Raw genomic sequence first — 16,955 nt, forward strand, 5'->3', positions numbered from 1 at the left:
GACGTACGGGGACGATGCCCAGGGGACGTCACCCCGAAGGCGTACTTAGGTTAGCCTAACCAACCCGTTTGTCCAGTGGGTGGGGGCACCCGGTCCCATTATTTGAGAGGCGTAAGCGGTCGTTCAGCGCCGTTTCGCAGGGGCGTCTACAGGTCCAGCACCAGTTTCGGGCCCCGGCAGCGCGAGACGCAGATCATCATCGTCTCGCCCGACGAGCGCTCCTCGTCGGTGAGTACGGAGTCGCGGTGGTCCACCTCGCCCTCGATGACATCCGTCTCGCACGTACCACACGTGCCCTCTTCGCAGGAGTACAAAACTGGCACCCCTGCCTCCTCCAGGGTACGCAGTACGCTCTGTCCGGGTTTGACGGTGAGGGAGCGTCCGGATCGGTCGAGGATCACTTCAAAACTGCCGGAGTCCGCCTGCTCCGCCTCGCCGTTGGCGCCGATCCCGTCGCTCTCGTCCGCCGGACGAGGCTGGAACCGCTCGGTGCGCAGCGCGCCCGCGGGCCAGGCGCGGCACTGCTCCTCCGCGACCCGCAGCAGCGGTTCCGGGCCGCAGCAGTAGACCAGGGTGCCGGGGTCGGGCTCGGCGAGATACGCCGTGAGGTCGAGCAACCCCGCCTCGTCCTGCGGCACCAGCCGCACCTTCCCGCCGTAGGCGCCGGTCAGTTGGTCCGCGAAGGCCATGGAGGCGCGGGTGCGCCCGCCGTACAGCAGCGTCCAGTCGGCGCCCGCGGCCTCGGCGGCGGCCGTCATCGGGAGGATCGGGGTGATGCCGATGCCGCCCGCGATGAACAGGTAACGGGCGGCCGGGCGCAGCGCGAAGTGGTTGCGGGGCCCGCGCACCCGCACCCGCGCGCCCTCGGTGAGCGTGTCGTGGACCCGGGCGGAACCGCCGCGTCCGTCGGGTGCGCGCAGCACCGCGATCCGCCAGGACGCAGCGTCCGCCGGGGCCCCGCACAGCGAGTACTGGCGGACCAGTCCGTCGTCGAGGACGAGGTCGACATGGGCGCCGGGCTCCCAGCCGGGCAGCTCGTGCCCCGCCGGGTGACGGAGCGTGAGCGTCACCACGTCCGGCGTCGCGTCGGCCCTGGCGGCCACCACCAGGGTGTCGTCGTACGCGTGGCCGTCGGTGACCCCGTGGCCTTCGGTGGCGCTGCTCACTCGGCGGTGCCTTTCTGTGGGGGAGCGGGGCTGTGTCCTTCGGGGTGCGCGAGCATCCACTGCCACAGCTCGACCGGGTCCTGCGCGGTGCGCTCCGCGCCGCAGTGGCAGACGCCGTGCAGCACGTCGGTGCCGGGCAGCCAGTCGATCCGGTAGACCTCGGCGGTGTTCACGGGGCGGCCACCGTCGTGGGCGATGTGGCGGTGCGCTGCTCGCCGGTGCGCTGCTCGCCCTCGGCGGCGAGGCGGGCGAGGATGCGGCGCGCGGCCAGGCCGCCGGTGTCGATGTTGATGCTCAGCTCCTGGTAGCCCTCGCGCTCGGTGTCCAGCGCCTTCTGGAGCAGGTTCAGCGCGTCCACGTCCTGCCGCACCACGGTGCGGTTGAAGTCGTGCAGGAAGGTGGTGACTTCGTCGTCGTCCTGGGCGAAGTCCCGTGAGACGGCCCAGAAGTCGTAGACGGTCCGGTCCGTGGAGGGCGTGATGGCGTACGTGATCTCCACATGGAAGGCGTTCGGATCGGAACCGTCGGCCTCCGGCAGCACCCCGACCGGTGCGATGCGGCTGTGCAGCAGATACAGACAGGGCGCGTGGTACTCGATGTCCTGCCAGCGGGTGATGCGGCCCTCGATGCCGGTGGAGCGTGCATAGAAGGGAGGACAGGCGGCGTCGTCCATGTGGCGGCTGACCCGCACGATGCCCGCGCCCTCGTCCACCTCGGTGGTGATGGGGGTCTCGGCGACCTCGGGGGTGCCGATGTAGCCGCCGTGCAGATACGTCTCGTGGGAGAGGTCCATCAGGTTGTCCACGAGCAGCCCGTAGCCCGCGTCGATCGGCTCCATGCCGCCGACCGTCGTCCAGCGCGGATCGGCGAGCCAGGGGGCGCGGGGGATCGCGGCCGGATCGGCGAGCGCCGGGTCGCCGATCCACACCCAGACCAGCGAGTCCTGCTCGACGACGGGGTACGAGGCGACCCGGGCGGTGCGCGGGACGCGCTTCTGGCCGGGCACGAACACACAGGTGCCGGTGGTGTCGTAGGTGAAGCCGTGGTAGCCGCAGACGACGTTGTCGCCGTCGAGGCGGCTGGCCGAGAGCGGATAGCGGCGGTGCACACAGCGGTCGGCGAGCGCGACGACGGTGCCGGTCGACTCGTGGCCGGTCGACTCGGTGCCGTCCGGCTCGGTGCGGTAGAAGGCGATGGGCTCGTTGAGGATGGTGCGCGCCAGCAGCTCGCGGCCGACTTCCCGGCCGTAGGCGGCGACGTACCACTGGTTCCGTGCGAATGCGGTCATGCACAGCAGCGTGGTGACGCGGGTCACGCACGGGCAACGGCCCTTCCACTCAGTGGAAGGGCCGCCAGGAGCCGCTGGGAGAGGTGGGGGCGATCAGCTGCCGAACTGCCAGAAGACCGAGTGGTCCAGCGTCATCAGGACGACCAGCAGGATCACGTCCGCGATGCCGAGCGCGATGCCGAGCAGCGCGCGGCCCCGGCGCTTGGTCTCCCGGGCGATCGCCAGGGTTCCGAGGACGATGGCGCAGGGCCCGAAGACCGCGTTGAAGAGGAGGGTGCCGATCAGACCGAGCACGAAGGAGGCGACGGCCATGCCGTCGGCGTCCTGGCGCGCGCGGACCGGCGAGGTGCGGGTGGGTGCGGTGAGTGCCATGGGTCAGCTCCCCTTGTGTCCGGTGCGTTCACGGATGAAGAAGATGAGCAGCCATGCGCCGATGACGCCGGAAGCGGCGAGGAAGACCGGGAGCGGGGTATGTGCCGCCGCGCCCAGCAGAACCCCCATCAGGGCGAGAGCCGCGACGATGAAGAGCATGTGAGCCTCTCTCATGGTGGTGGATCCGGGGTGCGGATGCTCATTAAGTGAACAATTGGATTCACGACTGTTCACTGACATCTAGGCTACCCCCGCGTACGGCTGGCCAAGGTCGGCGAACACCTGTTTACTGGAATGATATGAGTCACACATGCGGGATCCGCGAGGCCCGTAAGCGCAAATCGCGCCGCGCGCTGCTCGACGCGGCGCTGGGGCTGCTGGAGGACCAGAGCCTCAGCAGCCTGGGTCTGCGGGAGCTGACCCGGGTGGTGGGCATGGCCCCGGCCGCCTTCTACCGGCACTTCCGGGACATGGCCGATCTGGGCGTCGCCCTGGTCGAGGAGTCCCTGGGCAGTCTCCAGGGCATGATCCGCGCGATCCTCGCCGAGCGGGACGGGGACGAGGAGCGGATCGACGCGGTGATGGAAGCGGTCGCCGAGCACGTGCGCCGCCACCCCACCCACATCCGCTTCATCGCACGCGAACGGCACGGCGGGGTGCGGCCGGTGCGGGAGGCGATCGGCGCCGAACTGGGCCTGCTGGTCGACGAGGTCGCGGCGGCCTTCGCGCCCCGGCTCACCCCGGCGGGCTGGCCGCCGGAGGACGTACGGATGCTGGCCGAGCTCTACGTCGACCGCATGGTGACGACGGCGACCGCGTTCATGGAGGCCCAGGAGGACGAGCGGGAGCACGAGCGGATCGCCGACACCGCCCGTAAGCAGCTGCTGCTGATCAGCCTCGGGCGCCGGCACTGGCGCGACGCGTGACCTCGACGCGGTAGGCGCCGTCCGCGTCCCGGCCGGTGACGCGGACGCGTACGCGCACACCGTCCGCGTCCCCCTGGTACGTCTCGCCGGGGCCGAAGGCCGCGTCGCTGAGCCCGGGGTGGACGTTGCGCTCCTGGGTGCAGCCGTGGCCGCCGGGGGAGCTGTCCAGGACGGTGACGGGGCCGCCGCCCGAGTCGACACGGGTGTCCACCCAGGTCACCAGGACGCCGGGCTTGCACACCGCCTCGTCGTTGCCGCCGCCGGTGCGCGCCTCCAGGGCGTATCCGGTGGAGTCCGAGACCGGGACGAAGACCAGCTTGGTGCCCTCCGGCCGGTGCAGCGGGGACAGCGCGTGCACCGTGGTGCCGGGGTGGGCGGCGCAGTGGACCTGGCGGGTGCCGAGCCAGCCGAGCTTCCACTTGTGCCAGGCCAGCAGGTCGTTGCCGGCGCCCCAGTCCTCGGACATCACGTCCCAGTGGCCGACGTTGTCGCCGCCGCCGCGGGTGTAGAGGTCGGGCAGGCCGAAGACATGGCCGTTCTCGTGCGGAAGGACTCGGAAGCCGGTCTTCCGCAGCGAACCGGAACCGTCGTCCTGACGGCTGTAGACAAAGGAGACATTGGCCAGCGGAACCCCGTCCGCGGTCGGGGCGCGCTGGTTGTCGGCGTACGTCACGGAGAGCACCGCATGCGCGGCGGGCGGCCCGGCGTTGGGCGTGACCAGGACGTTCACCAGGTCGTAGCGGCGGAAGTCCACCTGGCCGTCGGCCGTCTTCGCTATGTCGGCGACCAGCTTGCGGTAGCCGGGTTCGAAGGGGCTGCCGCGCTTTATGCCGTACGAGCGGAACGAGTGCGGCATCCGCAGCCAGTGGTCGATCGGCATCGCGGGCCGGTAGTCGAGCCGTCCGTAGGAACTGCGGGCGAACCACCGTGAGGTCTGCGGGAAGAACTCCTCGAAGCGCTCGCGCGCCGTGCCCTTGCCGCGCACATCCGGGAAGTCGATCATCAGGTTGAGGGCGTTGACCGTCCCCGTACTGCGGCTGTAGCCGCGGTTGGTGGGGATGCCCTCGGACATCTGAAGCCCGGGCCCGGGGGTGAGGGAGCACGGTTCCAGCGACCCGGCCTCCGCCGTGGTCACCGGCGCGGGGGCCCGCTTGGCTGCGGCCGGTTTGTCCGGACGCGGCATCGCCGCCGGGGCGACCACCGCGACCGTGAGCACGGCGACGGTGACGAACGCGCTGCCTCGGCGGATCCTGCGTATTCGAGGGCGGGGGGCCTCGCGGGTCTGCTTCATTGCCGCCCACGGTGTGCCGGAGCACTCCGGCGCGCCCGTGGGGTGCGTCCGCGCGGGGGAAACGGCTGGGCCGGGCGGGCGAAACGCGCGCGATTCAGGTGTGAGGCAGGTCACCCACGGACTGTGAAATTCCGGGGAGTGGTTCCCCGTTTAACCCGGTGATCGCACAAACGGGGACTGACTCCCCGGAAATGTTGAACCTCGAATCGTTCCATAGCGGGACGATCGGACACAGAAGGGGGAGCTGTCATGGCCGGAGCCACCGCCGCACGCGCCGCGGATCGCGCACGGCAGGCGCCACCCCGGCTGCGTGCCGACGCCCTGCGCAATCGGGAGCGGATCATCGGTGCCGCACGCGAGGTGCTCGTCGAGTACGGGGCCGAGGTCCCGCTCGATGAAATCGCTCGACGGGCGGGAGTCGGCAATGCCACGATCTACCGGCACTTCGCGGACCGCCGTGAACTGATCCACCACGTGACCCTGTCGGTGATGTCCCGCGTCGCCGAACAAGCCGAATCGGCCCTGGCCGAGGAGCCCGACGCCTTCGTGGCGCTGGGGCGCTTCGTCCATGCCGCGGCGGACGAGCGGATCGGCGCGCTGTGCCCCCTGCTCTCCGACGGCATCGACAAGGAGCACCCTGACCACATCGCCGCACGCGACCGCCTGGACGCCGGTATCGACGCCCTGATGGGGGCCGCCCGAGCCGCCGGCCGACTCCGCGCCGACATCGACGTCGGCGATCTGATGGTCGCCCTCACCCAGCTCACCCGGCCGCTGCCCGGCAGCGGTTGCGTGAACTTCGACGCCTTCGTGCACCGGCATCTACAGCTGTTCCTGGACGGTCTGTCGGCTCCGGCGCGCTCCGAACTCCCCGGCTCCGCCGTCACCTTGGAGGATCTACAGCACCGGCCGTGACGTAGGTCGCACCCGGCCGTTCACCGAACACCGCTTATTTCTCGCGCGTCCACCGGTCTTCATCTGTGTGCGGCGCCGCGCGCCGTCGGCTTTCGCTTCTCCTGCTTCTCCTTCGGCCTTCTTCTCCCTCACCCTCTTCTCCTTCACCCCTCTTCTCCTTCACCTCTCTTCTCCTTCGTCCACTGCTTTCACTGAACGGCTCCGCCCGGTCCGAACCGGGTGTCAAACGTCCCATTTCTTACTCTCCGCACCGCTAGGTAGGCCCACCCATGCCTGAAACGGCCCTGAACAAGGCTCCCCACGCCGCCCCCCGGCGCTGGAAAGCGCTGATATTCATCGCCCTCGCCCAGCTGATGGTCGTCCTCGACGCGACCATCGTGAACATCGCCCTGCCCTCGGCCCAGGCCGACCTGAACATCTCTGACGGCAACAAGCAGTGGGTCATCACCGCCTACGCCCTCGCCTTCGGCGGCCTGCTGCTGTTCGGCGGCCGGATCGCGGACCTGTGGGGCCGTAAGCAGACGTTCATCATCGGGCTGGTCGGCTTCGCCGTGGCCTCGGCGCTCGGCGGCGCCGCCGTGGGCAGCGGCATGCTGCTCGGCGCCCGCGCCCTCCAGGGCGTCTTCGGCGCGCTGCTCGCGCCCTCCGCGCTCTCGCTGCTCGCCGTGATGTTCACCGACCCCAAGGAGCGGGCCAAGGCGTTCGGCGTCTTCGGCGCCATCGCGGGCGGCGGCGGTGCCGTGGGCCTGATCCTCGGCGGCGTCCTCACCGAATACCTGGACTGGCGCTGGACGTTCTTCGTCAACATCCCGTTCGCCATCGTCGCCGCGGTCGGCGCGGTCGCCGTGATCCGCGAGCCCACCGAGAGCCGTAACCCCTCCAAGCTGGACGTCCCCGGTGTGCTGCTGGCCACCTCGGGCCTGGTCGCGCTGGTCTACGCCTTCACCCGCGCCGAGTCCGACGGCTGGACCGCGGGCCCGACCGTCGCGCTGTACGTCGCGGCCGCGGTGCTGCTGATCGCCTTCGTGATCGTCGAGTCCCGGGTGAAGGCCCCGCTGCTGCCGCTGCGCGTCGTCACCGACCGCAACCGCGGCGGGGTCTACGCCTCGCTGGGTCTCGCCGTCATCGGCATGTTCGGTCTGTTCCTGTTCCTCACCTACTACATGCAGATCGTCAAGGGATACAGCCCGGTCGAAACCGGTCTGGCCTTCCTGCCGATGGTCGCGGGCATGATCACCGGCTCGACGCAGATCGGCGCCCGGCTGATGACCAGGGTCCCGCCGCGGCTGCTCATGGGCCCGGGCTTCCTGGTCGCCGCGGCCGGCATGCTGCTGCTGACCCAGATCGACCTCGACACCTCGTACCCGGCGCTGATCCTGCCCGCGATCGTGCTGCTCGGCCTCGGCATGGGTACGGCGTTCATGCCCGCGATGAGCCTGGCCACCCATGGTGTCGAGCCGCGTGACGCGGGCGTCGCCTCCGCGATGGTCAACACCTCGCAGCAGGTGGGCGGCGCGATCGGCACCGCGCTGCTCAACACCATCGCCGCCAGCGCCACCACGGCGTACGCCAAGGGCCATGTGGCCACGGCCTCTTCGCCCAAGCTGCTCCAGCTCCAGTCGATGGTGCACGGCTACACCGCGGCCATCGCCTGGGCGGTCGGCATCCTGCTGCTGTCCGCGGCGATCGCCACCACGCTGATCAGCGCCGGTAGGCAGGACGGCGGCGGCGCGGTCGCCGGTTCGGGCGACGGGGCGGTGGAGGACGCCGTTCCGGTCATGGCGCACTGACGCCGCGTACGCACAGCGTCGCACAGCGCAGGCCCCGCTCCCCGGTGTTCGCCCGGTGGAGCGGGGCCTTCGTGCGTCCCGGCTTCGTGCGTCTCCGCTTCGTATGTCTCCGCTTCGTGTGACTCGGCTCAGCGCAGCCAGGGGAGATCGGCGCCCTCGGGCTGGAGCCCGTCGGCGATGATCCGGCAGACGTCGCCGAACTGGGCGATCTGCTCCGGGCTGAGCCGGTCGAAGATCGCCGAGCGAACGGCGTCGACATGGCCGGGCGCGGTCTGCTTGAGGACGTCGAACCCCTTCTCGGTGAGGACCGCGTTCTGCCCGCGCTTGTCGTCGGTGCAGTCCTCGCGCCGCACCCAGCCGTCCTTCTCCATGCGGGTGATGGCGTGGGAGAGCCGGGAGCGGGTGATCTTGGCGGCCTCGGCCAGTTCGGTCATCCGCATCCGGTGGCGGGGCGCCCAGGAGAGCTTCACCAGCAGGCCGTAGTAGACGTGCGGCATGCCCGCGTCGCGCTGAAGCTGACGGTCGAGATGGTCTTCCAGCAACATGCTGGCCTGGATGTACGCCAGCCAGGTGCGCTGCTCGTCATCGTCCAGCCAGCGGGGCTCGTCGGCGGCCGTGTCCAAGCCTGTGTCTGCGTCTGCGGGGGAGTTCATGGCGTCCACATCGTTCATTGTAAGTCTACTTCTTGAACTTTAAACAAGTGTGCGATACCGTCATCTGAGCTACTGCTTGATACTTCAAGCTTTCTCGTGTTCGTCTGGTCGAGGAGCCGCCGCCGTGTCGCGCATGCCCGCCCTCTATCTCAGCCATGGTGCTCCGCCGCTCGCCGATGACCCGGTCTGGCCCGGACAGCTCGCCGCCTGGTCGGCCGATCTGCCCCGGCCCACGGCCATTCTGATGATCTCCGCGCACTGGGAGGAAGCCCCGCTCGCCATCGGGGCCACCGAAACGGTTCCGCTGGTCTACGACTTCTGGGGCTTCCCCGAGCACTACTACGGGGTCCGCTACGCCGCGCCCGGCGCCCCCGAACTGGCCGAGCGCATCCGCAAGACGCTGCGCACCGCGGGCACGCCCGTCCAGGACATCCCCGACCGCGGGCTCGACCACGGCGCCTACGTACCGCTCGTCGAGATGTACCCGGACGCCGACGTTCCCGTCCTCCAGGTCTCGATGCCGACCCTGGATCCGCGGAAGCTGATGGACATCGGCCGCAAGCTCGCCCCGCTGCGCGACGAGGGAGTGCTGATCGTCGGCAGCGGCTTCTTCACCCACAACCTGGCCGCGCTGCGTCACACCGGCCCGACGCCGCCCGGCTGGTCGACCGAGTTCGACGACTGGGGGCGGCGCGCGCTCGCCGGGCAGGACATCGACGCGCTGATCGACTTCGAGCACGCTTCGCCGAGCGGCTCTCTCGCCCACCCGCGCACCGAGCACTTCGCCCCGCTGTTCGTCACGATGGGCGCGGCGGAGTCGGAACTGGGCAGCCAGCGCAGCGTGATCGACGGCTTCTGGATGGGGCTGGCGAAGCGGTCGGTGCAGTTCGGCTGAGGCGGTCCGGGGGATACCGGGGGTGCGGGGGATCGGTGGCCGGGCTCAGTCCGACCGGGCGTGGATGATGTAGAACGACACCGCTGCCATCGACAGCGCCACCCCCAGGCCGACGCCGGTCGCCCGCCCCACGGCCGCCCCGCTCAGGCAGTACAGGAAGCCGATCACGCAGCCGAGCAGACTTCCGTACAGCCCCGCCCGGACCTCCGGCAGCAGCCGCCCCTGGACCCGCCCGACCAGATAGCAGACCGCGCCGACGACGACCGCCGCCACCACGCCGAGGAGTGCGGCGGAGGGCAGTGTCGACCCCTGGTCGTGGCCGATGAACATCGCGTAGCCGCCGGTGAGGACGCCCAGCACGACGGGAACCACCCAGGAGGCGGCGGGGTGGAGCGGCACGGCGGGGAGACGCGGCCGGTGGCGCCTGCGCGCGGGGGCCGAAACGGATCCGTTCATGGCGGGACCTCCTCTCCTCCAGCGCACACCCGCTCCCGGCCTCCGGCAAGCCCGGTACGGGCAACCAGAAGGCCGTGGGATCCGTCTTGTGGGGAGGGAGGCGAGGTGGAAAGCGGGGGGAAGGCGGTCGTTCCGGTGCAACGGGCGCCCCTGACCTGCACTTTCCCGGCGCTGTTGCGCTGCGCTGAACCCCCTGTGGCGGCACAGGGTACTGCATGATCGTAAAAAGGTGGGCGCGGCTTGGGAATTCTGTCCGGATTCCAGTCGTTGTTTCCATCGGACGGGGCACCCGCCCAGGGAAGGTCCGTTCATAGTCCGCGCCCGATCCATCTGTAAGGGAGCACGCATGGCAACCCGTGCCGTCGCCCGCAATCAGGCCACCACCGGTGGCGCTGATGGGGCCAACAGTGTTCGCGCCACAGGCGGGGAAATCGCCGATCGCGACCTGGTCGGCATGTATCTCGACGAGATCGCTCGCACCCCGTTGCTGGACGCGGCCAAGGAGGTGGAGCTGTCCCAGGCTGTCGAGGCGGGTGTATATGCCCAGCAGATCCTGGACGGGGAGGTTGAGGACACCGGAGCCGCGGGTGCGAGCCGAGAGGAGCTCGAGGCCATAGCGGCCGAGGGTGCCCGCGCCAAGGATGTCTTCATCCGCTCCAACCTGCGCCTGGTCGTGGCCGTGGCGCGCCGTTATCCGCGCAGTGGCCTGCCCCTGCTCGACCTGATCCAGGAGGGCAACGCGGGCCTGGTGCGCGCCGTGGAGAAGTTCGACTACACCAAGGGCTTCAAGTTTTCGACGTATGCCACGTGGTGGATCCGTCAGGCCATCACGCGCTCGATCGCGGACCAGTCCCGGACGATCCGGCTGCCCGTCCACCTGGTCGAGGAGCTGGGCCGGATCCGCCGGGTGCAGCGGGAGTTCAACCGTGAGCACGGCCGCGAGCCGGAGCACACGGAGATCGCCGAGGAGCTGGGTTCCACCCCGGAGCGGGTCTCGGACGTGCTCGACTGGGCGCGCGACCCGGTGAGCCTCAACATGTCGGTGGACGACGAGGGCGAGACCCAGTTCGGCGACCTGCTGGAGGACACCTCGGCCGTCTCGCCCGAGCAGTCGGTGATGACGCTGCTGCGCAGCGAGGAGCTGGAAGACCTCATCGGCCGCCTCGACGACCGGACCGCCTCCATCATCAAGGCGCGGTACGGCATCGATGACGGGCGGGAGCGCACGCTCACCGAGGTCGGCAAGCAGCATGGGCTCACGCGTGAGCGCATCCGTCAGATCGAGAAGCACGCGCTGCTGGAACTGAAGAAGATGGCCCGCCAGACCGGCTTCGACGCCGCGGCCTGAGCCGCCGCGTCGCATGGACCGACTGCACGCCACAGACCCCATAGACCGAGCCCCGGCGCACTCCCCCGAGCGCCGGGGCTCTTCCTTTTCCGGTTTCCGGGTTTCCGGGTTTCCGGGTGGGACGGCTCCCGGTGGGGCGGCTCCCGGTGAGGGGGCTCCCGGTGAGGCGGCGAACCCTTTCCGTCAGGCGGCGAAGCCGCCGTCGACGGCGATCGACGCCCCGCTGATGTAACGCCCGCTCTCGCCCGCGAGATGGGCGACGGTCGCGGCCACCTCCGACGGCAGTCCGTAGCGGCCGAGCGCGGTGAAGCCGCGCTGCACGGCGGCGCTCTCGCCGTCGGCGGGGTTCATGTCGGTGTCGATCGGGCCGGGGTGGATCAGGTTGACGGTGATCCCGCGCGGGCCCAGCTCACGGGCGAGCGCCTTGGTCAGGCCGGTCAGCGCGGTCTTGCTGGTCGCGTAGAGGCTGCCCCCGGGGAAGGCGACGCGCTCGGCCATGCAGCTGCCGATGTTGATGATCCGCCCGCCGTCGGACAGCCGCTCGACCGCCGCCTGGGCGGTCAGGAACGGCGCCCGGACGTTGATGTCGAGGGCGCGGTCGATGTCCTCCAGCGACAGCTCGGTGACCGGGCCGAGGACTCCCACGCCCGCGTTGTTCACCAGGATGTCCAGGCGCCCGAACTCGGCCGCGGCCCCGGCCACGGCCGACCGCAGCGCCTCCGGGTCCGCGCTGTCGGCCCGCACCGCCAGGGCCCGGCGGCCCAGCGCCTTGATCCGTTCGACGATGTCCGCCGCCCGGTCGGCCCGGTCGCGGTAGGTCAGGGCGACATCGGCACCGTCCTCGGCGAGCCGGAGGGCGATGGCCTCGCCGATGCCGCGGCTGCCGCCGGTGATCAGGGCCGCCTTGCCGTCGAGTGTCATGTCCGCTCCCGGATGCGAAGAATGCGATGAAGAGCCTTGAAGGTACTGCTCTGTCGCGTGGGTGGGGGCGAACCAGGGCCGAGCTTTCGAAGCTGGCCCGAGTCTGTCCGGTCGAGTTTGTTTCGTGCCCGAGTCTGTTTACTTTCCGGAAGCGGCGACGTAATCTGGCCGCGAAATCACAGGTTCGGGCATGGAAGGGACGTAAACCCACATGTACGCACCGGAGCGTCAGCAGGAGATCCTCCGGCTCGCCCGCGACAGCGGACGGGTGGATGTCCTGTCCCTCGCCGAGGAGTTCCAGGTCACCGCCGAGACCGTACGGCGTGATCTGCGGGCCCTCGACCGGGCCGGCCTGGTGCGCCGCGTGCACGGGGGCGCGATCCCGGCCGGGCGTCTCGACTTCGAGCCCGACCTCGCCGAGCGCGAGAGCACCGCCGCCGACGAGAAGGACCGCATCGCGCGCGCCGCCCTCGCCGAACTCCCCGCCGACGGCAGCGTGATCATCGACGCCGGGTCGACGGCGGCCCGGTTCGCCGCCGCCATCCCCCTGGAAGCCGGGCTCACCGTGGTCACCCACGCGCTGCCGATCGCCGCCCGCCTCGCCGACCACCCCGGCATCGCCCTGCACCTGGTGGGCGGCCGGGTCCGCCACCGCACCCGGGCCGCCGTCGACGCCTGGGCGCTGCGCGGCTACGGCGAGGTCAAGGCCGACGTCGTCTTCCTCGCCACCAACGGCTTCTCACCCGACAGCGGGCTGACCACCCCCGACCTCGCGGAGGCCGCCGTCAAGCGCGCCATGATCAGCGCCGCCCGCCGGGTCGTGCTGCTCGCCGACTCCGGCAAGTTCGGCCAGGAGCACTTCGCCCGCTTCGGCGGCCTCGACCACGTCGACCTGCTCATCACGGACACCGGGCTCAGCCCACAGGACGCCCTCGCCATCGAAAAGCAGGGCACGGAAGTAGCACGCGCATGATCCTCACCGTCACCCCCAATCCCAGCCTGGACCGTACGTACGAGATCCCGGCGCTGGAGCGCGGCGCCGTGCTGCGGGCCACCGCAGACCGGGTCGACCCCGGCGGCAAGGGCGTCAACGTCTCGCGCGCCGTGGCCGCCGCCGGGCACCGCACCGTGGCGGCGCTGCCGCTCGGCGGACCCGAGGGCGCGCTGCTGGCGCGGCTGCTCGAGGAGCTGGGCATCGAGGCGGCGGGCGTGCCGGTGCGCGGCTCGACCCGGGTCAACATCTCCGTCGCCGAGCCGGACGGCACCCTCACCAAGCTCAACGCGAGCGGACCCGAGCTGAACGACACCGAGGCCGAGGCCCTGCTGGAGGCGGTACGGAGCCGGGTCGCCGACGCCGACTGGATCGCCTGCTGCGGCAGCCTCCCGCGCGGGCTCGCCCCCGAGTGGTACGCCGAGCTGGTCGCCCGGGCCCACCGCGCGGGGGCCAGGATCGCCCTGGACACCTCCGGCCCCTCCCTGACCGCGGCCCTGCGCGAGCGCCCCGATGTGGTGAAGCCCAACGCCGAGGAACTCGCCCAGGCCGTCGGCCGCCCGATCGCCACCTTCGGCGAGGCGGTCAAGGCCGCCGAGGAGCTGCGCGAGCTGGGTGCCCGCGCCGTCCTGGCCAGCCTCGGCGCCGACGGTCAGCTGCTGGTCGACGGGACCGGTACGTACTTCGGCACGGCCAAGGTCACGGCCGTCCGCAGTAACGTCGGTGCGGGCGATGCCTCGCTCGCCGGATTCCTCGCCGCGGGCGGCACCGGAGCCGCCGCGCTCGCCTCGGCCGTGGCCCATGGCGCGGCCGCCGTACAACTGCCGGGCAGCGTGATGCCGACCCCGGCCGACCTGGACCCGTCCGCCGTCACCACGACCTCGGACGTACCGCTGGATCGCGCGCTCAAGGAGCCCGCGTGACCGGCCCGACCCACTCCCACCCCCCAGTCCCCACCCCCTCCGCCCGCCTGTCCCAGGGCGGTATCGCACCCAAGGGAGCCGCGAGATGAGTGAGCTGATCACCGCGGATCTGGTCGACCTTGACCTGTCCGCCGACACCAAGGAAGCCGCCGCCCGGTCGCTCGCCGAGCGCATGGTCGCGGCCGGCCGGGTCACCGACCTCGACGGCTTCCTCGCCGACGTGGCGGCCCGCGAGGAGCAGATGCCGACCGGCCTGGACGGCGGCATCGGCATACCCCACTGCCGCAGCGAGCACGTCACCGAGCCGACGCTGGCCTTCGGGCGCAGCACGACCCGGATCGACTTCGGCGCGCCGGACGGACCGGCCGACCTGATCTTCCTGATCGCGGCCCCCGCGGGTGCCGACAGCGATCACCTGACGATCCTGTCCAGCCTCGCCCGGTCTCTGATGAACGCCGAGTTCACCGGCGCCCTGCGGGCCGCCGACGACCCGGCCCGGGTGGCCGCCCTGATCCGCGGTGACGAGGAAGCGTCGTCCGCTTCGGACAGCGCCTCGGACAGCGCCTCGGACAGTGCCGCGGAGCCCGCGTCCGCCGCCTGCCGGGAGCCGAGCCTCCGAGCCCGCCGGGACTTCCGCGCCCGCACCGGCGGCCGCGGCGGCGCCCTTCCGGATCGTCGCCGTCACCTCGTGTCCCACCGGTATCGCGCACACCTACATGGCCGCCGAGTCGCTGGAGAACGCGGCCCGTGAGGCCGGTGTCGAGCTGGTGGTGGAGACCCAGGGCTCGGCCGGGTTCGAGAAGCTGCCCGCTGCCACCATCGCCGCCGCCGACGCGGTGATCTTCGCGCATGACGTGGAGGTCCGGGACAAGGAGCGGTTCGCTGGGAAGCCGACGGTGGACGTCGGGGTCAAGGCGGGCATCAACCGCCCGGCCGAGCTGGTGGCCGAGGCGCGCGACAAGGCGGCGCGCGGCGAGACCAGCGCACCGGCGGCAGCGTCCGATGACGCCTCGGACGGCTCCGCCCCGATGGACGCGGGCGGCGACCGCTTCGGCACCCGGCTGCGCAAGTGGCTGATGACGGGCGTCAGCTACATGGTCCCGTTCGTCGCCGCGGGCGGTCTGCTCATCGCGCTCGCCTTCGCGATCGGCGGCTACGAGATCGCCAGCGCCAAGTCCGTCGCGGACCACTTCGTGTGGGCCGAGACCGCCAGCTGGGCGGCGCTGCTCTTCCAGATCGGCAGCGCGGCGTTCACCTTCCTGGTGCCGGTCCTGGCCGGGTACATCGCCTACGGCATGGCCGACCGGCCCGGACTCGTGCCCGGCTTCGTCGGCGGCTACATCGCGACCACGATCAAGGCGGGCTTCCTCGGCGGTCTGGCCGCGGGCCTGATCGCGGGCGCGGTCGTCATGGGCATCCAGCGGTTCAAGGTCCCGGCGGCACTGCGCGGCATCATGCCGGTCGTGGTGATCCCGCTGATCTCCTCGGCGATCGTCGGCGTCCTGATGTTCGTGGTGATCGGCAAGCCCATCGCCTCCGCCCAGGAAGCGATGACCGACTGGCTCAACGGGCTCTCCGGCGCCAACGCCATCGGCCTCGGGGTGATCCTCGGCCTGATGATGTGCTTCGACCTCGGCGGCCCGGTCAACAAGGTCGCGTACGCCTTCGCGACCGGCGGCATCGCGGTGTCCGACCCGAGCGACGGCAGCCTCAAGATCATGGCCGCGGTGATGGCCGCCGGTATGGTCCCGCCGCTGGCGATGGCACTGGCCACCACCGTGCGCGGGAAGCTGTTCACCAAGACCGAGCGGGAGAACGGCAAGGCCGCCTGGGTGCTGGGCGCCTCCTTCATCAGCGAGGGCGCCATTCCGTTCGCGGCTGCGGACCCGCTGCGGGTGATCCCCTCCTCGATGGTGGGCGGCGCGATCACCGGTGCGCTGTCGATGGCCTTCGGCTGCACGCTGCGTGCCCCGCACGGCGGCATCTTCGTGGTCCCGCTGATCGGCCAGCCGTTCCTCTACCTGCTGGCCATCCTGGCGGGCACGGTGGTGTCGGCCGGACTGGTGATCCTCCTCAAGGGACTGCGGAAGAAGGCGGAGGCGGGCGCCACGGCCCCGGCCGGCGGTGACGCCTCCGCGAAGGGCGCCACCGGGGACGAGGAGAAGGTGGCCGTCGCGGTCTGACCCCATCTCAGTCACCCCCCACCCCATCCGTGGCGAGGCCGCGCGCAGCGTAGTAGGCGCTGAGCGCGGCCTCGCTGCCTGAGCCCATCGCGGTCGCGATCCGCTGGAAGCGGGCGGAGCGCAGATCACCGGCGGTGCGGATCCTCGGATGCTGGAGCCCCGGCGGGCAGTAGCCGGACCCGGCGGTGACGACGGACCCGCCGGGCGGCGCCGGGGCGCTGCCCAGATTCAGGAACGCCAGGTCGGCCGTGAGGGCACGCCGCTCGCCTCCTGCCGTCAGCGCCTCGGCCCGCAGCGGAGCCGACGGCGCCCCCAACTCCAGCCGCCGCACGGCCACCAGCTCCACCCGGTCGTCCTGCCCGACCTCCTCGGTCTTGTAGGCGTCCCCGGGCGGATGGGCGACCAGGAACCGGGCCCGCAGCTCCGGATGGGCGCGGGTGAGGGTGCCCAGCGGGCGGTCCGCGCCGAGCACGAGAACCGTGCGGCCGGTGATCGCCGCGGCATCCGCCTCCCACAGCTGGCGCAGCTCCCGCGCAGCTCCCGGCCCTCCGCGGCCTGCGAGCGGCCCGACCGGGGGCCACGACGGTACGGAGCGGTCAGCCGCGCAGCAGTGGCCCTCGCTCCCTCGACCGTCACCTCCACCCGGTCCTCGAACGCGTCGATCCGCGTGGCACGCCGCCCGAGTGCGACCCGGCAGAGGGCACACCGAGCCACGTCGGCCTCGATCGCCGCCGCCAGCCCGGGGCCGGTGGTGAAGCCCAGGACGTTGCTCACCACCGGGATGCGCCGCAGCGCACCGCACAGCGCGTCGCCCGACTCGACGAGGACGGACCGCAT

At 71.3% G+C, this 16,955-nt stretch carries 17 protein-coding genes and 1 pseudogene; 8 read left to right on the top strand and 10 right to left on the bottom strand.

Annotation, left to right across the window (positions count from 1 at the left end; all coding sequences use genetic code 11):
• Positions 1-146: 146 nt before the first annotated feature.
• The 5 genes from HYQ63_RS26200 to HYQ63_RS26220 form a co-directional block, all read right to left on the bottom strand.
• Positions 147-1,166: a 2Fe-2S iron-sulfur cluster-binding protein gene (locus tag HYQ63_RS26200; protein ID WP_373689143.1), complete on the bottom strand. Its 1,020-nt coding sequence runs from the start codon at positions 1,164-1,166 to the stop codon at positions 147-149.
• A complete protein-coding gene (locus HYQ63_RS26205) occupies positions 1,163-1,339 on the bottom strand; it encodes a hypothetical protein (protein ID WP_179936360.1) in 177 nt (58 codons plus the stop codon). Before HYQ63_RS26205 ends, HYQ63_RS26200 begins: the two co-directional genes overlap by 4 nt.
• On the bottom strand, positions 1,336-2,454 hold the full coding sequence (locus tag HYQ63_RS26210; protein WP_257232126.1) for an aromatic ring-hydroxylating dioxygenase subunit alpha: 1,119 nt from the start codon (positions 2,452-2,454) through the stop codon (positions 1,336-1,338). The genes HYQ63_RS26205 and HYQ63_RS26210 overlap by 4 nt, the downstream gene beginning before the upstream one ends.
• Positions 2,455-2,547: 93 nt before the next feature.
• Positions 2,548-2,826 (bottom strand): DUF4190 domain-containing protein, encoded by a 279-nt coding sequence (locus HYQ63_RS26215; protein ID WP_179936361.1) that lies wholly within the window; start codon positions 2,824-2,826, stop codon positions 2,548-2,550.
• 3 nt (positions 2,827-2,829) lie between these two features.
• Positions 2,830-3,000: a hypothetical protein gene (locus HYQ63_RS26220; protein ID WP_179931904.1), complete on the bottom strand. Its 171-nt coding sequence runs from the start codon at positions 2,998-3,000 to the stop codon at positions 2,830-2,832.
• Positions 3,001-3,125: 125 nt separating this feature from the next.
• On the opposite strand from HYQ63_RS26220, the gene HYQ63_RS26225 reads away from it, so the two are divergent.
• On the top strand, positions 3,126-3,752 hold the full coding sequence (locus HYQ63_RS26225; RefSeq protein WP_179936362.1) for a TetR family transcriptional regulator: 627 nt from the start codon (positions 3,126-3,128) through the stop codon (positions 3,750-3,752).
• Here HYQ63_RS26225 and HYQ63_RS26230 read toward each other — a convergent pair.
• On the bottom strand, positions 3,718-5,043 hold the full coding sequence (locus HYQ63_RS26230; protein WP_179936363.1) for a M6 family metalloprotease domain-containing protein: 1,326 nt from the start codon (positions 5,041-5,043) through the stop codon (positions 3,718-3,720). The genes HYQ63_RS26225 and HYQ63_RS26230 overlap by 35 nt on opposite strands.
• Positions 5,044-5,292: 249 nt before the next feature.
• On the opposite strand from HYQ63_RS26230, the gene HYQ63_RS26235 reads away from it, so the two are divergent.
• Both HYQ63_RS26235 and HYQ63_RS26240 read left to right on the top strand, forming a co-directional pair.
• A complete protein-coding gene (locus HYQ63_RS26235; RefSeq protein WP_123098462.1) occupies positions 5,293-5,958 on the top strand; it encodes a TetR/AcrR family transcriptional regulator in 666 nt (221 codons plus the stop codon).
• A 269-nt stretch (positions 5,959-6,227) separates the two neighbouring features.
• Entirely contained in the window at positions 6,228-7,748 is a 1,521-nt protein-coding gene (locus HYQ63_RS26240) for an MFS transporter (RefSeq protein ID WP_179936364.1), read from the top strand.
• Between the two features lie 128 nt (positions 7,749-7,876).
• On the opposite strand, the gene HYQ63_RS26245 is transcribed toward HYQ63_RS26240, so the two are convergent.
• A complete protein-coding gene (locus tag HYQ63_RS26245) occupies positions 7,877-8,401 on the bottom strand; it encodes a MarR family winged helix-turn-helix transcriptional regulator (RefSeq protein WP_179940520.1) in 525 nt (174 codons plus the stop codon).
• Positions 8,402-8,534: 133 nt separating this feature from the next.
• Here HYQ63_RS26245 and HYQ63_RS26250 point away from each other — a divergent pair, with 133 nt between their 5' ends.
• Entirely contained in the window at positions 8,535-9,296 is a 762-nt protein-coding gene (locus HYQ63_RS26250) for a dioxygenase (protein WP_179940522.1), read from the top strand.
• Between the two features lie 45 nt (positions 9,297-9,341).
• On the opposite strand, the gene HYQ63_RS26255 is transcribed toward HYQ63_RS26250, so the two are convergent.
• On the bottom strand, positions 9,342-9,752 hold the full coding sequence (locus tag HYQ63_RS26255) for a hypothetical protein (RefSeq protein WP_257232129.1): 411 nt from the start codon (positions 9,750-9,752) through the stop codon (positions 9,342-9,344).
• Positions 9,753-10,098: 346 nt separating this feature from the next.
• Here HYQ63_RS26255 and HYQ63_RS26260 point away from each other — a divergent pair, with 346 nt between their 5' ends.
• A complete protein-coding gene (locus HYQ63_RS26260; RefSeq protein ID WP_179936366.1) occupies positions 10,099-11,100 on the top strand; it encodes an RNA polymerase sigma factor RpoD/SigA in 1,002 nt (333 codons plus the stop codon).
• Positions 11,101-11,283: 183 nt separating this feature from the next.
• Here the strand turns inward: HYQ63_RS26260 and HYQ63_RS26265 are convergent, their stop codons facing one another.
• Positions 11,284-12,021 carry an SDR family NAD(P)-dependent oxidoreductase gene (locus tag HYQ63_RS26265; protein WP_179936367.1) on the bottom strand — a complete coding sequence of 246 codons (738 nt, stop codon included), beginning with the start codon at positions 12,019-12,021 and terminating at the stop codon, positions 11,284-11,286.
• Between the two features lie 211 nt (positions 12,022-12,232).
• Between HYQ63_RS26265 and HYQ63_RS26270 the strand changes: the two genes are divergently transcribed.
• The 3 genes and pseudogenes from HYQ63_RS26270 (at position 12,233) to HYQ63_RS26280 (ending at position 16,118) form a co-directional block, all read left to right on the top strand.
• Positions 12,233-12,994, top strand: coding sequence for a DeoR/GlpR family DNA-binding transcription regulator (locus HYQ63_RS26270; RefSeq protein WP_063735359.1), 762 nt, complete (start codon positions 12,233-12,235; stop codon positions 12,992-12,994).
• Positions 12,991-13,935 (top strand): 1-phosphofructokinase, encoded by a 945-nt coding sequence (pfkB, locus tag HYQ63_RS26275; protein ID WP_179936368.1) that lies wholly within the window; start codon positions 12,991-12,993, stop codon positions 13,933-13,935. Before HYQ63_RS26270 ends, pfkB begins: the two co-directional genes overlap by 4 nt.
• A gap of 85 nt (positions 13,936-14,020) precedes the next feature.
• Positions 14,021-16,118: pseudogene (locus tag HYQ63_RS26280) on the top strand (fructose-specific PTS transporter subunit EIIC).
• A 7-nt stretch (positions 16,119-16,125) separates the two neighbouring features.
• On the opposite strand, the gene HYQ63_RS46090 reads toward HYQ63_RS26280, so the two are convergent.
• Positions 16,126-16,590 carry a hypothetical protein gene (locus tag HYQ63_RS46090; protein ID WP_373689246.1) on the bottom strand — a complete coding sequence of 155 codons (465 nt, stop codon included), beginning with the start codon at positions 16,588-16,590 and terminating at the stop codon, positions 16,126-16,128.
• Positions 16,591-16,955 lie beyond the last annotated feature (365 nt).

The sequence above is a fragment of the Streptomyces sp. Rer75 genome, from assembly GCF_013414305.1.
Classification (GTDB): domain Bacteria; phylum Actinomycetota; class Actinomycetes; order Streptomycetales; family Streptomycetaceae; genus Streptomyces; species Streptomyces himastatinicus.

Coding starts and splice junctions, on each gene's coding strand:
- HYQ63_RS26265 (WP_179936367.1), bottom strand. CDS start 12,021: ATGACACTCGACGGCAAGGCGGCCCTGATCACCGGCGGCAGCCGCGGC.
- HYQ63_RS26270 (WP_063735359.1), top strand. CDS start 12,233: ATGTACGCACCGGAGCGTCAGCAGGAGATCCTCCGGCTCGCCCGCGAC.
- HYQ63_RS26240 (WP_179936364.1), top strand. CDS start 6,228: ATGCCTGAAACGGCCCTGAACAAGGCTCCCCACGCCGCCCCCCGGCGC.
- HYQ63_RS26260 (WP_179936366.1), top strand. CDS start 10,099: ATGGCAACCCGTGCCGTCGCCCGCAATCAGGCCACCACCGGTGGCGCT.
- HYQ63_RS26220 (WP_179931904.1), bottom strand. CDS start 3,000: ATGAGAGAGGCTCACATGCTCTTCATCGTCGCGGCTCTCGCCCTGATG.
- HYQ63_RS26250 (WP_179940522.1), top strand. CDS start 8,535: ATGCCCGCCCTCTATCTCAGCCATGGTGCTCCGCCGCTCGCCGATGAC.
- HYQ63_RS26235 (WP_123098462.1), top strand. CDS start 5,293: ATGGCCGGAGCCACCGCCGCACGCGCCGCGGATCGCGCACGGCAGGCG.
- pfkB (WP_179936368.1), top strand. CDS start 12,991: ATGATCCTCACCGTCACCCCCAATCCCAGCCTGGACCGTACGTACGAG.
- HYQ63_RS26230 (WP_179936363.1), bottom strand. CDS start 5,043: ATGAAGCAGACCCGCGAGGCCCCCCGCCCTCGAATACGCAGGATCCGC.
- HYQ63_RS26255 (WP_257232129.1), bottom strand. CDS start 9,752: ATGAACGGATCCGTTTCGGCCCCCGCGCGCAGGCGCCACCGGCCGCGT.
- HYQ63_RS26210 (WP_257232126.1), bottom strand. CDS start 2,454: ATGACCGCATTCGCACGGAACCAGTGGTACGTCGCCGCCTACGGCCGG.
- HYQ63_RS26225 (WP_179936362.1), top strand. CDS start 3,126: ATGAGTCACACATGCGGGATCCGCGAGGCCCGTAAGCGCAAATCGCGC.
- HYQ63_RS26215 (WP_179936361.1), bottom strand. CDS start 2,826: ATGGCACTCACCGCACCCACCCGCACCTCGCCGGTCCGCGCGCGCCAG.
- HYQ63_RS26245 (WP_179940520.1), bottom strand. CDS start 8,401: ATGAACTCCCCCGCAGACGCAGACACAGGCTTGGACACGGCCGCCGAC.